Here is a 15,245-nt window from a genome sequence, read left to right as displayed (position 1 = left end):
AGGGCGCTCGCAAATTAAAGCCCCGGCATGGTCCGGGGCTTTTTTTGTGAGGCGCGCCTCACGCCGTCTGGCCGGCCTTGAGCAGAACGCAGCCGATGATCTTCAGGCTGCCATCGGGCTGAAGCTCGAGCGTATACAGCGCCTCCCACGCGACGCCGTCGGCGTCGACGATGTGGACCTCTTGGGCGATCCGGCCGTCGGCTGTGCGCGCCTCGCCGAATTCAAAGCTCTTGTGGCGATAGACCGGGGCGTAGCTGTTGCGAACCATCGACATGAAGATGTCGGCTTGCGGAAAGATGTCGCGGATCGCGGGCGCCGCGTAGGAATAGGCCGCCGCCGCATCGTCATGACTGAAGGCTTCGGCCTGGGAGCGGATGACGCCCTGGGCGGCAGCGACATCGTCGCCGGCGCGAGCCGGTGAGGCGAGGCCGATCAAACAAGTCACCAACAACACAAGAGCGCGCATGAGATGCTCTCCTTACCGCTGCTCTTCTCTTTTGCTCCATTTGCGAAGTAGGTTCCTCGTGCGGAGCGGTTAGGTTATCCCGACAATAATCAGGACTAAACCTGCAACTATGAAGATAAGCCCCAACTCACTGGATGGCGGCCGCCGCGAAGCAAGGGCCCGTCACCTCGTCCGCGACCGAGCGCGGTTCGCGCCGGACCACAAGCCTGAAAAGGCTCCCGCATTCGGGGCATTCGAATGACCGCATCTCGTGCCGGTTCTTGACCGGCAGGACGCTAATGAGTGTCCGCGTGACATTGCACGCGATGCAGTTCGGCTCAACATTCATGGCTGATCCTTCCTGGTGTCGATGATCAGGTACCCAATCTTGACGCGAACGGTTAACGGGCCCGTTAATTTAAGCGACCGTAGAAACCCGGGGTTAACAGGGTAGCCCGGCGCTATGCCTGCGCCCGTGCATATCGCCTCCCGGCTCGCTTTAGCGAATCGCGTTGTCGAGGTCGGGCGAGGGGCGCGCCGGAAACAGCCGCGCGGTCGAGGAGGATATCCGCTTGCATTTGGGCTCAACGGCATTCGGATCAAGCGTACCGTCAGAGCGGAAGCGCTTCTTGGCAAAGACATCATCCTGGCGGTTGACGACCAGGGTGGCGTGATCGCGCTCCAGCGTATCGGGGTTTTCTCCTTTGTCGTTGGAGCGAAAGACGACGCCCACGACCTTGCCTTCGATCGCATAGTCGCAGCCGCCCTTCCAGTCGCCCTGATTCCACTTCCAGCCCTCTGCGGTCAGGCTTCCGTCCGCCTCAGCCGTCACTTTCAGGATCGCATCGTGCGCCAGCCACACGCCGGCAAAGCCGTGGCGGTTTTCGTCAAAGCCCTCGAGCAGGGCAATTCGTTCGCGCTGCAGGCCGTTGAGTTCGTACCGTGCAGCGGCGGTGAAATGCATGAAGTAGCTCTGCTTGTTCTGAGCCGGATGCAGGGATATCGGATATTGATTGGACTGCGCACCAACGTAGCCGCGCTGGTCCTCGATCAGCGCGCGCCGCGTCGTCGGATCGAGCCGGGGCAATAGCGCTTTCCACGCGCGGTTCAGTCTCTGGTCGTTGTCGGCCAAATCGGGATCGGCGCAAATTTCCTCGTCGCTCGCGGTCGCCGGACGCGCACAGTCGAAGGTCGGTGCAACGAAACCGGCGTCAGCCTTGTCAGCCGTCGCGACGGCAGAGTCCGCGGCCCCGGCGGCGAAGTAGCTTGCGGTGAGCTGGCCAACAAATCTGCAACCGGGCAGGGTGGCATAAGTCGAATCCTTGCCGTCGACAACGACTCGAAGCGTCTGGCCCTGACGGCGGATTTTGAGTGTTAGCGGGTTGGTATCATCGGCGGTTGCCGTTGCCTCGCCGGTGGTCGGCGCGTGCTCCTTGAGGATGGTTCCGCTCAGCCAGCCGCGGGGCTCCGCACGTACCAGCGTACTCGCCTGGCATTCCCGGTGGCGCTCATCGTCCGTTCCATAAACGGCGCGCGTCTCGATCGCGATCCGGTACGCCCCGTCTTGCACCGGCGTCACAACGACGCTGCCGAATGCATTCACCCACCGTCCCGCAATTCCAGAGCGGCCTAGTCCGGCGGCGATCGCTTCCAGCGTGCCGACCCGTTGGCGCAGGCTCGCGACAAAGGCCTGCCGGTCATCGGCATTGTCGGATTGCGGCATCGATTCCGCGGCGTTGACGACGATTTCACCGAACCAGACCTGATCGCGCTTCAACAGTGGCTTGGCATTGACGGGCGCTTTGGCAACCGTTGCCGCAAACACCTTGTCGATTTGTGCGGCGAGCGTGTCGAGCCCGTCTTCCTTGCAGGCGGCGGGCTTGAGGGGGGCATCGCCGTCGCCGCACAGCCCGAGCTGGGTGGGCCCGCTGCTGATGGCGGCGACTAAATCGTCCATCGCGTTGGCGCTGGCGGGCGCAAGAACTGCGGGTGCAAGAACTGCGGCGGCCAAAGCCAGCGTCGCGAGGCGATGTGAAGCGAACATGGGTGTTCCGGCTCTCGTTCGAGGAATGAACGTTATTCCCGACCTAAGTCGCCCCATCCGTGGTTCAGGTTCAGGACGATGTGTTAACGCATGCGGGCATCATCATTCCGCGGCCGAGCGTGAGCCGCAAGAGCTGGTCAGAATTTCACGCCTGTGGCATTTCCGAAAGCGCAGGGCGCGCGAGCCGAAGAAAATCGATGCTGTGTTTTGTCGAACCGTCGCCGGTTGCAAGATCGGTCAGGATTTCTCCGATGACGCTGCAGAATTTGTAGCCGTGGCCGGAGCATGGCGACGCCAGAACGACCTGTTTATGCGCCGGATGATGATCGATGATGAAATGCTCATCCGGCGTGTTCGTGAACATGCAGGTGCGAAGCGCCATGGTCGGTCCGTTGCCGTGCGGAAAATAGCGACCGGCAAATTGGCGCAGCAGTGCTTCGTCGGTATCGTCGGGCTCACGCCGCAACAGGTCCGCTGCGCAGCTCTCACCGCGATGATGGTAGCGGCCAAACTTGAAACCGGGAACCTCATAGACGGGGAAGCCATAATAGCGGCCTTCCTCCACGTCCAGGTTGAAGACGGGGAACCGTTGCGTCGTAAACCATTCGGGACGCGTCGGCTGCAGCCACGCCAGCACCTGCCGTTCAGGAATCGCCAGCCGCCTTGCGAGTGGAGCCAGTTCGCCGATCCATGCGCCGGCGGTGATGACCAATCGCCCAGCCTCATAGCGCGCGCGGTCAGTCGATACGACAACGCCCTCTCCATCTGGATGAGCCTCCCAGCTCAGGACGCGTTCGCGCGCGTGGATTTCGGCGCCGTGAGACATCGCAGCGTTGACATGCGCCACGATCGCTCGCTCACTGGCCAACAAACCGCCTTGCGGCTGAAAGACCGCACGCGTCGCCGGTGGCAGATGGTAGCCGGGATACCGGGCATTGACCTCCGAGCCCGTCAGGACCTCGTGAGGCAGCTCGTGCAGTCGCGTCGTTGCGAGCGCTCCGCCGAACAGCTCGCCGTCCTCACGGCCCGCATCGATCGATCCGGTTGTGACCAGCAGCTCCTGGCCGCTCAGCTGCTCGATGTCACGCCAAAGGGCAAAGGCGCGCAGCAGCAGCGGAACGTAATCAGGGTGCTCAAAATAGGGCAGCCGAATGATGCGGCTGATGCCGTGGGACGACCCCATCGAATGGGGTATGTCAAACCGTTCAAGGCCGAGAACGCGCTGGCCCCGACGAGCCAATTGGAAAGCCGTCGCGCTACCCATACCGCCCACGCCGACGACAATGACATCATATATCATTCGCATCCCATCGATCAGGAAAACAGGGTGAGGTCGCCGATTGGAGCCAATCAGCTACCATCCGATCTTTTGCGTCTTTCGACAATGCGATTAATTCTTATCGCGGGTCTGGCTACCGCGACTATTTCAGGCGGATAGCCGTCGCTGTTGTCATTAAACGACACCTGTTGGCACAAATCTGACACGACTTGGGCAACACGACTCGGCGAATGTGCCTTTTTCGTAGAAAGCTTCGCTCGCTGCGCGGCTGCTGTCCGTCTTCGCTTTTGCAGAGCGACGTGCCTCAATCAAAGCGGACGTCCGCAGACACCTTTGGATTCATGAGTTCACGCCTCATGATGTGAGAGTGGAATTGGATCAACCTCGCATGATGCGCTGCATCATAGGCCGGCCCGCATGACGGGATCACGCGATCGCAAACTCCGGGTTGAGCTTTAAGGGTATCGCTATGCGAACCATCAAGCCAAGTCTATAGTCCGTCGCGAAAATCAAAAAAATCCGAGGTCAAAGAAATCTCGGCAAGTTTGGGAGTGAATCAAGAACGCTTAGGGAGGAAATCAAAATGTCGTTGACTCGTCGTCAAGCGCTGGCGTCCGCCGCCGCCGCGATTGCAAGCACCGTCGCCAAACCCGCGATCGCCGCAAAAGAACCGATTATGATCGGTTATCTTCCAGCTCTCACTGGTCCCTCTTCATCGACCGGAATCGGGATCAATCGCGGAATCCAGCTGGCGGTGCAGGAGATCAACGCGGCCGGCGGCATCGACGGCCGGCAGATTGAGTTGGTCGTCCGCGACACCCAAAGCGATCCGACGAAGGCCGTGAACGGAGCGGCGGAGCTCACACACTCAGAGAAAGTGAGCGTCGTCTTTGGCCCGGTCAATTCCGGCGAGTCGCTTGCGGTCGTGCCGTTGCTCGCACGCACAAACACGCCGCAGCTCCATCCGTGCTGGGTCGATAGCCTGACCGATCCGAAGAAATATCCGATGTGCTTCCGCAACGCACCCACCAACCAGCAGATCGGCGCCGCCGCGAACCGCTATGTGGTGGACGTGCTTAAGCGCACGAAGGTGGCGGTGATCAGCGATACCACCGGCTATGGCACCGCATCGGTCAACGCATATGTGCCGATGCTCAAGGTCAAAGGCGCAGAAGTGGTCTACCAGGGCAACATCGACGCTGCCAATCCGGATCTCACGGCCGAAATCATGCGCATGCGTTCCGCTGGCGCCGACGCCATCATGCCCTGGAGTGTGAATCCCGGATTCCTCTCGCGCATCATCAATACGCGCGGGCAGATGCAGTGGGACGTGCCGATCGTCGGCCAGACCACGCTCGGCTCCGGCCAAACCCGCGCATTGCTGGAAAAGCCTGAATACTGGGCCAAGGTCTATCCCAACAATTTCCGTCCGGTTTGCTACAGCCCCGATGGCAAGCTTGCCGATCGCACCGCTGCCTTCCTTGACCGTCTGAAGAGCGCCAAGATCGACCTGAGCGACACACTGCTGTGGTGGGTTGCGGTCGGCTATGACTCACCGTACCTGATCGCGGAAGCGATGAAGAATGTCGGCACCGAGCCGGAACAGGTCGTCGGCTATCTCAACAAGCTCAAGGCGTACCCCGGCGTCTACGGCGACATTTCCTTCACCTCCGAGCGCCACGATGGCTACCCGGATGAGGAAGTCATCATGGTCGAGGCCAATTCGCTCAAGAACGGCGCGTTCAGGCTGGCTCCTGGTTACGGCGCTTAGCTCCGCTTTTGGTGCGCAAAGCGAATCCTTCGAGAGCGTCCACCCGTTGATGGCCCTTCATGGCAGGCGTAGACGAAGCGGGGGTACGGTGATCCCGAACGAGACCGAATAAGCTACTGATTTCATATGGCCTGCCGAGCCGTAGCTCGGGTGCCGCGCGGCCCGCCTTCGCCCGATGGGCTCCGGCGAGGCAGCCTTCGCTGCGAAACGGCTCGCCGAGCCGAAGCTGGCGAAGCCAGCGAAGGCTGGTGGGCCCGGCAGGACTCGAACCTGCAACCAGACCGTTATGAGCGCCGGACTCTATCGGGAAATTCGAGCAAAATCAGCGTTTCTCGATCAAGATCATTCACGTTTGTGCGCGTTTGTTCACGGGGTTTCTGCCGGATAACTGGTGGCATAGAAGACCGCCGCAACCAACAGGCCTCGACCGGACGGGTCTGCGTTTCGTCCGTCATGCCGCTATCGGGCTAAAAGCGGACTCGGCAGGGATAAGCCATTTCGGTAGCGATTGACCCATCTCAGACCTGGGTTGACGATGGCAGAATGTCTGCCGTTGGGGCTAGAGTCATCACGCCCGTACGTGTCGCGTCGGAGCGCAAGGCGGAGGGGGAACAGCATGGCAGCGCGCGGATCAGGTGGACTGCTCCTTTGCCTGGGTCTGCTGCTTGCGATGCCGGCGCTGGCCGCCACGCCGGCCGACCGGGGCGAGTGCGCCGCCAGCGCCGACAAGCCCGACGTCGGGGGCGCGGCCTGCAGCCGCATCATCGACGATGCAAGCGAGCAGGTGGCAGAACGCGTCAAGGCCTTCAAGAACCGGGGCCGCGGCTCCTTCAACGGGAAGGATTACGACCGCGCGATTGCCGACTACGGCGAGGCCATCAAGCTCAGCCCGAAGGACGCCTGGGCCTTTGCGCACCGGTGCGAGGCTTACGAGAGCAAAGAGGACCACGACGCGGCCATTGCGGATTGCACCGAGGCGATCAAGATCGATCCGAAATATGGCTGGGCCTACAACAACCGTGGCGTCGCGTATTACGGTCTGCACGAATACGATGCAGCGCTGGCCGACCACGCCGAGGCGATCAGGGTCGATTCCAGGGACGTGTGGGCCTATACCCGCCACGGCATGGCATGGACGGAAAAGGGTGAATTCGACCAGGCGGTCGCCGATATCACCGAGGCGGTCACAATCGATCCAAAATACGCCTTTGGTTTCGGCCAAAGGGGTCAGGCGCTCTTCAAGAAGAGGTTGATCACGAAAAAAGGCGGATGGGAGTCCGCCATCGCAGACTACAGCGAGGCAATCAAGCTCGATCCAAATCTGCTTTGGCTGTACAGCTCGCGTGGCGTTGCCTACAGCAACAATCGCCGATACGACCTCGCCGTTCCGGATTGCAGTGAGGTCATCAAGCGCGAGCCCAAAAATTCCGGCGGGTACAATTGCCTTGGCGTCGCTTACGAAGGCTTGAAGGACTATAGCCGGGCAATCGCTGGTTATGATCAGTCGATCAGCATCAATCCAAAGAACAGCGTGGCGTATTGGAATCGCGGCAATGCCTATAAGGCGCTGCGCAAGATCGATGACGCGATCCGGGACTATGACCAGGCGATTGCGATAAACCCCAAGGACTTCAACTCTTTCAACTCCCGCGGCAAAGCCTACGTCGCAAAGGGTGACAGCAACCAAGCGATTGCAGATTTCACGCAAGCGATCCAGTTCGGTCCGTCCTATGTCGAAGCCTACAACAACCGCGGCCTCTCCAATGAAGTGCTGGGCCGCCACGCCGAGGCGATCGCCGATTTCCGCAAGGCGCAATCGATCGACCCGGCCGACCGGGTCAGCAAGCAACAGCTCCGCGTGCTCGGTTTCTGACCGCGTGCCGTGTTCCTTGGCGATAGGACATCGCTAGTGAACCCCGAATTCGGAAGCCGCCAGTGCGCCCACAATGAACTTGATCAGGACATGCGCGACTAATCGCGTGACCGGATCAATGGAGCCAGAAAATGAAGGGCAGGACATCTTGGATCGGCCTGTTCGTTGCCTGCAGCATCGGCGTCTGCAGTGGGGCGGCCGCCGCGCAGCCGGCGGCTCCGCCCGCGGGTTACAAGATCGAAGAGAAATACACCCGGAAATCGCCGGACGGCGCGACAACGATCGAGCAATACCTGAACAAGGATACGGACGACTGGAAATGGCAGTTCTGGGCGCGCCGGCAGGGCGCATTCACGCTGCTTGATCCGGAACCGGCCGGCTATCCCGCGGATTTTATCTTCACCAACGATCTGAAATGGATCGTTCGCGTGCAAAAGATCGGCTCGGGCACCTCCACGCTCCATCTGTACCGCCTCACGCCGCAGGGCTATTTGCGCGCGAGCAAGAAGCCGCTCGGCGACCTGGCGTGGGACTATCTGAAGACTCGGCCCGACTGGCGAAAGCTCGTGAAGGCGCCGGAGTATCACGACTCGGCGTATCTGCTGGAGGGGCTTGAGGAGAACTATCGCGGGCTCGGCGTCGATTGGCCGGCGAACCGCTATCTTCTGATCGCCCTGTCGGGGGATGCCGACGTCAAGGGTCGCAAACCTATGCAGACCGGCGTGGTGAACGGCTGGCGCTGCAGATACGACCTGCAGACCGGCAAGTTCGACGTGCCGGCACTTTTTTCAGCTGACAATGCGAAGGCCGTCGTGCCCGAGTGAGTGGGGCTTTTGATCGTCGCAACATCCGATTGGGAGCGGATACACGCTAAGGACGCCGCGGCTCTGCTCGGCCAGTCAGGCCCGCTGTTGACCCGCAAAAGAAGTCAATTTCTGTTGCCGCTATCGGCCTTCAGTTGAGGTGGCGATCGAGAAACTGGTGCAGGCGGTGACTTGCATTGTCCGCTGCCGCGGCGTTGTATTCCACCCAGTGACCAAACAAGGTCATGCCGGGCTGGAGGTGCGGGTAGTAGAATCCGTGGTGCGCGCCGGGATAGACAACGAGCTCGACTGCCGGCCCGTCGTTGCCCCAGCTGGCGATTTTATTGGAGCAGTCTGCCGCCGGCGTCCAATCGTCGAGGGCCCCAATGAAGATGAGCGTGGGTATCCCCGGACGCTCCACTGCCTGCTCACATGGAGGATTGAACGCAACCGCCGCCCGGAACCGCAAGTTGCTTGGAGGGGCGAACAGTTCGAACGAATTGGGCTCCGCCACAGAGAGGGTAACCCGACCGCCTGCCGAGAAGCCGACCGCAGCCACACGGTGTGGCTCGACGAAGGTTTGGCGAGCCAGGAAGACCAGAGCCCCGTAGGCATCCGGCCTACGCCTGAAGAACATGGCAAACGCGCTTGATATGCAGGCGTGATCGATACGGCGCGTAGCATAGCTGTCCACGAGCAGGATGACATAGCCCCAGGCGACAAGTTCATCGACCAACTTTTGCTTTGTCGTGTCATGCATCCCGGCACAGCCGTGCAGCACGATGACAGCGGGATAAGGGCCTGCGCCATCGGGCTTGGCCAGATCGCCCTGTATGCGGTCGCCCGGACTGAGCGCACCCGAACCGAGCCGTTGAGAGGCGCTTTCAAACTCTACGCGCTCCAGAGGTGTGGCCCATGCATCAGCCGTCAGCGCACGTACGGCGCACCAAAGCATCAGCACTACCGCGACTTGGAAAGTGACTGTTCTAGGCAATGGCGTCTCCCTCGAATCTTCGCCCGAAGTCGTCGTGCGGGTGCGAAGCCTTCGAGTCTCCACGTCCGCGGCGCTTCAGCCATGATGTTGCTCAAGTTTCCATTCCAACACAACATGCTCGTGCCTCAGCCTGGACAGCCCTTCGGTCGAGCCGCTCCATTGTGGTGCTTCTAATGCTTTTCCAGCCTGAACACGACGTCAGCTCGTGGCACATTTCGGAACTGCGGACGTCGCCAACGAATGTCCGATCATCGAACGGAAGCAGACATCGTGCGTGCTGACTTTCCGTTGTCGGCAAGACCTGCAAGCAGGCCGTCGCGCTCGGCCGGCTTGTCGTAGGTGCCATTGAGATGACTTGGTTATTCGCGCCGAGATCGTTTCCGATCCTGTCGGAATTTCTGGCGGCGTAGAAAATATCAAAATCGACAAGTCACTGATTTTATTGGTGGGCCTGCCTGGACTCGAACCAGGAACCAGACCGTTATGAGCGGCCGGCTCTAACCATTGAGCTACAGGCCCCGCCGGTCCTGCCGCTTTCGCGGACAGGCAACGGTGCTGGAGACCCCTTACAATGCGGTTGGCGATCCGGCAATGCCGGGCTGGTATTCGCGGGCGGTCATGCAATAACCCGCCATTTTGGGCGCTTCATCGCCCCAATCCACGGAGCCGCAGAGCCCGGCACAGTAGTTATACCAGCGCCCATTAAGGCGGCTTTAGCCCCTTTTGCATATTTTGAACGGGCACAGCACGATGGAAACAGACCATGCGGATTGGCCGGCTCTTTGCGGTATCAATGCTCTCGGTGACGGCTTTAGCGGTCATCCTTGGCGCGGAGGTCCTTGTTCCGCAATATCGTACCTATGCGAGCAAGACCGAAGCGATCAAGGCCGTCGAGGCGTTTGGCGCGGTTCTCGCGGTGGGTCAGCAGATCGCCGGCCATCGCGCGCCCTATCTCAGTCCACTGTTCAAGGAGGGTGTCGCGACACCGCCTCAGCTCGAGGCGATTGCGAAGGCCGTGCATCAGGCGGATGCCGCTTTCGCAAGCGCCCGGACGGCGGTTAGCGCGCTGAGCGATAGCGCTGCGATCGTCGAAGGCCTTAACCAGTCCGCGGCCAAGCTTGCCGATGTCCGCGCTGCGACCGATCGCGCGCTGGCTGTGCCGATGAGTGCGCGTGATGCCGCGGTGGTCAAAGGCTTCCTTCCCGGCGTGGCCCAGGCCGCCGCGATCATCGAACCGCTCTTGAATCGCCTCGAAAATCAGGTGACCGCCGCGGATGCGTCACTGACGGCGCTGTTGAATGTCGCTCGTACCGCCCAGGACCTGCGGATCTCCGCCGGCGGCCGCGCCGCTTCAATGTCGGCTGCGATCAGTTTGCGCCGCCCGCTGAGCGCGGCTGAAATATCCGCAATCGACCGTGCCCAGGGCCGCGTCGATTTGGATCACGAACGCATCGAAGCCGGCGTCGATCAGATCGGTAGCCCGGCGCGGCTTGTGAAACCACTGAAAGATGCGGTCGACGCGTATTTTGGAGGGGCCGCGCCCTGGATCGAAAAAGAGATACTGGCGGCGCGCGGCGACGGCAATTACGGCGTCAAGTCCGAGGATGAGCTGGCCGCCAGGGTCGTGCCGGCGGTGCAGAGTTTCTTCGCCGTGCGCGATGCGGCATTGGCGGAAGCCGCCGAACGCGCAGGCGCCGCACGCGACAGCGCCCTGATCATGCTGGCGCTGGCGGGCCTTGCCGTCGTGGCGCTGCTTGGCGTGCTCGCCGGCGTAACGCTGATGTTGCGTCGCCGCGTCATTACGCCGCTCGCGACCCTGACGGACGTGGTCGGCGACCTCGCGGCCGGCCGCCATGACGTCACCATCCCGGCCAGCGACCGCGCCGACGAAATCGGGACCATGGCCGGCTCGCTGCAGGTCTTCAAGGAGGCCCTGATCGCCAAGAAGGCGGCCGACGAGGCGGCGGCGGTGGAGGCCGATGCAAAAATCCAGCGCGGCCAGCGCGTCGACAAGGTTACCCGTGATTTCGAAGCGATGATTGGCGAGATCGTGGATATCGTGTCGTCGGCCTCGGGCGAACTGGAAGCCTTCGCCGGCACGCTGACGGCAACCGCGGAGCGTTCGGAAGAACTGACCACCATGGTCGCGGCGGCCTCTGAAGAAGCCTCCACCAATGTGCAATCGGTCGCATCCGCGACCGAAGAGATGGCCTCGTCGGTCAACGAGATCAGCCGTCAGGTCCAGGATTCGGCGCGGATCGCGAGCGAGGCGGTGGCGCAGGCGCAGCAGACCAATGATCGCGTCGGCGAATTGGCGCGGGCGGCGGCCCGGATCGGCGATGTGGTGGAATTGATCAACACCATCGCCGGCCAGACCAATCTCCTGGCATTGAATGCCACCATCGAGGCGGCGCGGGCAGGCGAAGCGGGCCGCGGTTTTGCGGTGGTGGCGTCGGAAGTGAAGGCGCTGGCCGAACAGACCGCCAAAGCAACCGGCGAGATCAGCCAGCAGATCGACGGCATTCAGGCCGCGACGCAGGACTCGGTCGGCGCCATCAAGGAGATCGGCGGCACCATCGGACGGATGTCCGAGATTGCCTCCGCCATTGCCTCCGCCATCGAGGAGCAGGGCGCGGCGACCCAGGAAATTTCCCGCAACGTGCAGCAGGCCGCGCACGGCACCCAGCAGGTCTCTTCCAACATCGCCGACGTGCAGCGCGGCGCCAGCGAGACCGGATCGGCATCGTCGCAAGTGCTGGCGGCGGCAAAGTCATTGTCCGGCGAAAGCACCCGCCTCAAGCTCGAGGTGGGCAAGTTCTTAAGCTCGGTACGGGCGGCCTGAAGAAGCAGCGCGTCGATTCTCGCGAAGGCGGAACTTCGCTTTTGGCGATGCCTTTAGTCGGGGGTTACTCCACCGACACCCCGGCAAACTCCACCACCTTGCGCCATTTCTCCGTCTCGTCGCCAATCAGCCTGCCGAACTCGGCCGGCGTCATCGGCTTCGGGATGCCGCCAAGCTCGGTCAGCCGCGCCACCAGTTTAGGATCCTTCAGCGCCTCGCCCACCGCCTTGTTGAGGATCTCCACGATCTCCGGCGGCGTGCCCTTTGGCGCGGAGATGCCATAAAATCCGACCGCCTCGAATCCCGGCACGGTTTCGGCAATGGCCGGGATATCAGGCACGCCGGGCCAGCGCTGCGGCGAGGCGACGCCGAGCGCGCGCAGGCTGCCGCCGCGCGCCTGTTCCATCGCCGTGGGCAAATTGTCGAAGATCAATTGCACCTTGTTGGAAATAATATCGGGAAATGCGAGCGCCGCTCCGCGATAGGGCACGTGGACCATGTCGGTCTTGGTCAGCGCCTTGAACAATTCCGCCGCCATATGCACCGACGTTCCGTAGCCCGATGAGGCATAGGAGACTTTGCCCGGATTGGCCTTGCAATAGTCGATCAACTCCTGAACGGTTTTAACCGGCATGGCGTTCGACACCAACAGCATATTGGTCAGTTGCATGATGCTCGCGACCGGCACCGTGTCGCGAATGAAATCGTAAGGCAGTTTCTTATAGAGCGAGGCGCTGATCGCGTTGTTGGGCCCGACAAACAACAGCGTATAGCCATCCGGTGGCGAACTGACCGCCGCGGCGGCCGCGAGGTTGCCGCCGGAACCGGCGCGATTCTCCACCACAAACTGCTGGCCAAAATGCTCCGACAGCCATTGGCTCATGACGCGTGCCACGATATCGGTCGGCCCGCCGGCGGCGAAACCGATCAGCCAGCGCACCGGGCGGTTCGGATAATCGGCGGCGGCGGAGGGGGCGGGACCTGCCCCAAGGCTTGCAAGGCAGACCAGGCCGAAAACGGCGGCGCGCAAAGATACCATGGGGTTTCCGTTGTTTTCTGTTCGTTGCCGCATTTTGTAATTACACAGCATGGTCTAATCCACCGAAACGCCGGCGAACTCGACCACCTTGCGCCATTTTTCAGTCGCGTCCGCAATCAGTTTGCCGTATCCGGCCGGCGTCATCGGCTTCGGGACGCCGCCGATTGCGGCGAACCGCGCGACAAGCTTCGGATCCTTCAGCACTTCATTCACCGCCTTGTTGAGAATGTCGATGATTTCCGGCGGCGTGCCCTTGGGCGCGGACATGCCGTAGAAGACGGTCGCCTCATATCCCGGCACGGTTTCGGCGATCGCGGGAATTTCGGGCACGCTGGGCCAGCGCTGCGGCGAACTGACGCCGAGCGCGCGCACGCTGCCGCCGCGCGCCTGTTCCATCGCCGTGGGCAGGTTGTCGAAGATCAATTGCACCTTGTTGGAGATGACGTCGGGAAAGGCGGCCGCCGATCCGCGATAGGGCACATGCAGCATGTCGCATTTGGTCATCGCCTTGAACAGTTCCGCCGACATGTGCACCGTGGTGCCGTTGCCGGATGAGGCATAGGAGACCTTGCCCGGATTGGCCTTGCAGTAGTCGATCAGCTCCTGAACGGTTTTGACCGGCATGGCGTTCGACACCACCAGCAGGTTGGGCACTTGCGTGAAGACCGCGACCGGCACGGTGTCACGGATGAAATCGAACGGCAGTTTCTTGTAGAGCGAGGCGCTGATCGCGTTGTTAGCGCCGCTGAATAACAGCGTATAGCCGTCCGGCGGCGAACTGATCGCGGCAGCGGTCGCGATGTTGCCGCCGGAACCGGCTCTGTTTTCCACCACGAATTGCTGGCCGAAATGCTCCGACAGCGCCTGGCTCATGATGCGCGCGACGACGTCGACCGGGCCGCCTGCGGGAAAGCCGATCAGCCAGCGCACCGGACGGTTCGGATAATCGGCGGCGGATGACGGCGCGCTACCTGCCGCCAGAAAAATCAGGCTGAACATCGCCGCGCGCAAACATGCGATCATGGTTCCCCCCGTCATTTCTTTTATCACTTGCTGTCGAACCCGACATCGACACATCAAGCTTTTGGCATCCGTTGCGCCATGCTTTCATACAATTGCAAATTTGCCTACATTGCCTTTGGCGAATATCTTCCGCGCGCCAGCCGGCGCGCCCATGGGGTCGACCATGAACATCGTTCGTGTGGTTTGCGCTGGCGTCATGCTGCTGGCAGGGAGCGTTGCGGCGCAAGAAGGAGGCAAGGCCATTCAAAAGACCACGATCAGTCTGGGTACCGCAACGCCGGGCGGCGGCTTCCCGCTTTACGGCAATGCCTTTGCCGAAATCATGAACGAGGCCGATCCGAGCCTTGCGATCGGGCCGCGCAACACCAAGGGCAGCAATGAGAACATTCCGCTATTGGAAGCTTCAAACCTCGATATCGCGCTGGTCGCCGGCGAGCCTTCCTATGAAGCCTTCATGGGCATCGGGCGGCCGCCGACCCGGCTGAAAATCCTGACCGCGATGTATTCCAGCCCCGGCATGTTCGTGGTGCGCGCCGACAGTCCCTTCAAGACCATTCACGATCTGGTCGGCCAGCCGGTCGCGTTCGGTGCCAAGGGCTCCGGCCTTCCAATCCTGTCGCGCTATATCCTCGATGGCCTCGGACTGAAGCAGGACGAGGATTTCAAGTCCCTCTATCTCGATCGCGCCGGCGATGGGCCGGCGATGGTGCTCGACGGGCGCGCCGCGGCGCTGTGGGGCGCCGGCATCGGCTGGCCCGGATTTGCCGCTGTCGCGGCGAGCCCCACCGGCGCCCGCTTCATCGCGCCGGATGCCGACGAGATCGCGCGCATCAGGTCAAAACACTCTTTTCTCAAGCCGCTGACGGTGCCGGCGGGCAGCTATCCCAACCAGAACGACGCGATCAATGCGCTCGGCTCCTGGAGTTTTATCCTCGCGCGCGAGAGTTTGCCCGACGATGTCGCCTATCATCTGGCGAAAACGCTGCATGGCGCGGAGGGTGTGTTCTGCAAGAAACTGGCGCAGGCTTGCGAGACGACGGCGGCGAACACGGTCGCCGCCGCGCCGAACGTGGAATTGATCCATCCGGGCGTGCTGAAATATCTCCGCGAGATCGGAGTGGTGAAGTAAATC

The 15,245-nt window shown here is 61.7% G+C and carries 11 protein-coding genes and 1 tRNA gene; 5 read left to right on the top strand and 7 right to left on the bottom strand.

From position 1 onward, the window contains the following. Positions 1-58: 58 nt before the first annotated feature. The 3 genes from B5526_RS11825 to solA all read right to left on the bottom strand — a co-directional run bounded on the left by B5526_RS11825 (position 59) and on the right by solA (position 3,789). Positions 59-466 carry a DUF4864 domain-containing protein gene (locus B5526_RS11825; RefSeq protein ID WP_079538347.1) on the bottom strand — a complete coding sequence of 136 codons (408 nt, stop codon included), beginning with the start codon at positions 464-466 and terminating at the stop codon, positions 59-61. A 478-nt stretch (positions 467-944) separates the two neighbouring features. Continuing rightward, on the bottom strand, positions 945-2,489 hold the full coding sequence (locus B5526_RS11815; RefSeq protein ID WP_172842034.1) for a lysozyme inhibitor LprI family protein: 1,545 nt from the start codon (positions 2,487-2,489) through the stop codon (positions 945-947). Positions 2,490-2,634: 145 nt separating this feature from the next. Next, positions 2,635-3,789 carry an N-methyl-L-tryptophan oxidase gene (solA, locus tag B5526_RS11810; protein ID WP_244562274.1) on the bottom strand — a complete coding sequence of 385 codons (1,155 nt, stop codon included), beginning with the start codon at positions 3,787-3,789 and terminating at the stop codon, positions 2,635-2,637. A 655-nt stretch (positions 3,790-4,444) separates the two neighbouring features. On the opposite strand from solA, the gene B5526_RS11805 reads away from it, so the two are divergent. From B5526_RS11805 to B5526_RS11795, 3 genes are all read left to right on the top strand, one after another. After that, positions 4,445-5,539: an ABC transporter substrate-binding protein gene (locus B5526_RS11805; RefSeq protein WP_244562273.1), complete on the top strand. Its 1,095-nt coding sequence runs from the start codon at positions 4,445-4,447 to the stop codon at positions 5,537-5,539. 616 nt (positions 5,540-6,155) lie between these two features. Further along, entirely contained in the window at positions 6,156-7,412 is a 1,257-nt protein-coding gene (locus B5526_RS11800) for a tetratricopeptide repeat protein (RefSeq protein ID WP_172842033.1), read from the top strand. A 131-nt stretch (positions 7,413-7,543) separates the two neighbouring features. Beyond that, positions 7,544-8,236 (top strand): hypothetical protein, encoded by a 693-nt coding sequence (locus B5526_RS11795; RefSeq protein WP_079538341.1) that lies wholly within the window; start codon positions 7,544-7,546, stop codon positions 8,234-8,236. Between the two features lie 130 nt (positions 8,237-8,366). On the opposite strand, the gene B5526_RS11790 is transcribed toward B5526_RS11795, so the two are convergent. Continuing rightward, entirely contained in the window at positions 8,367-9,209 is an 843-nt protein-coding gene (locus tag B5526_RS11790; RefSeq protein ID WP_154071269.1) for a dienelactone hydrolase family protein, read from the bottom strand. A gap of 443 nt (positions 9,210-9,652) precedes the next feature. Then, positions 9,653-9,728 (bottom strand) — tRNA-Ile (locus B5526_RS11785). A gap of 244 nt (positions 9,729-9,972) precedes the next feature. Between B5526_RS11785 and B5526_RS11780 the strand changes: the two genes are divergently transcribed. Next, on the top strand, positions 9,973-12,051 hold the full coding sequence (locus B5526_RS11780) for a methyl-accepting chemotaxis protein (RefSeq protein WP_079538339.1): 2,079 nt from the start codon (positions 9,973-9,975) through the stop codon (positions 12,049-12,051). A gap of 64 nt (positions 12,052-12,115) precedes the next feature. On the opposite strand, the gene B5526_RS11775 is transcribed toward B5526_RS11780, so the two are convergent. Both B5526_RS11775 and B5526_RS11770 read right to left on the bottom strand, forming a co-directional pair. Beyond that, positions 12,116-13,090: a Bug family tripartite tricarboxylate transporter substrate binding protein gene (locus B5526_RS11775; RefSeq protein WP_079538338.1), complete on the bottom strand. Its 975-nt coding sequence runs from the start codon at positions 13,088-13,090 to the stop codon at positions 12,116-12,118. Between the two features lie 54 nt (positions 13,091-13,144). Further along, positions 13,145-14,113 carry a Bug family tripartite tricarboxylate transporter substrate binding protein gene (locus B5526_RS11770; protein ID WP_079538337.1) on the bottom strand — a complete coding sequence of 323 codons (969 nt, stop codon included), beginning with the start codon at positions 14,111-14,113 and terminating at the stop codon, positions 13,145-13,147. A gap of 163 nt (positions 14,114-14,276) precedes the next feature. Between B5526_RS11770 and B5526_RS11765 the strand changes: the two genes are divergently transcribed. Next, positions 14,277-15,242 (top strand): TAXI family TRAP transporter solute-binding subunit, encoded by a 966-nt coding sequence (locus tag B5526_RS11765; protein WP_079544932.1) that lies wholly within the window; start codon positions 14,277-14,279, stop codon positions 15,240-15,242. The last annotated feature ends 3 nt before the right edge of the window (positions 15,243-15,245 follow it).

It is taken from the genome of Bradyrhizobium lablabi (genome assembly GCF_900141755.1).
Classification (GTDB): domain Bacteria; phylum Pseudomonadota; class Alphaproteobacteria; order Rhizobiales; family Xanthobacteraceae; genus Bradyrhizobium; species Bradyrhizobium lablabi_A.
Note: the sequence above shows the minus strand (reverse complement) of the source record. Positions and strands in the feature narration are given on the sequence as shown.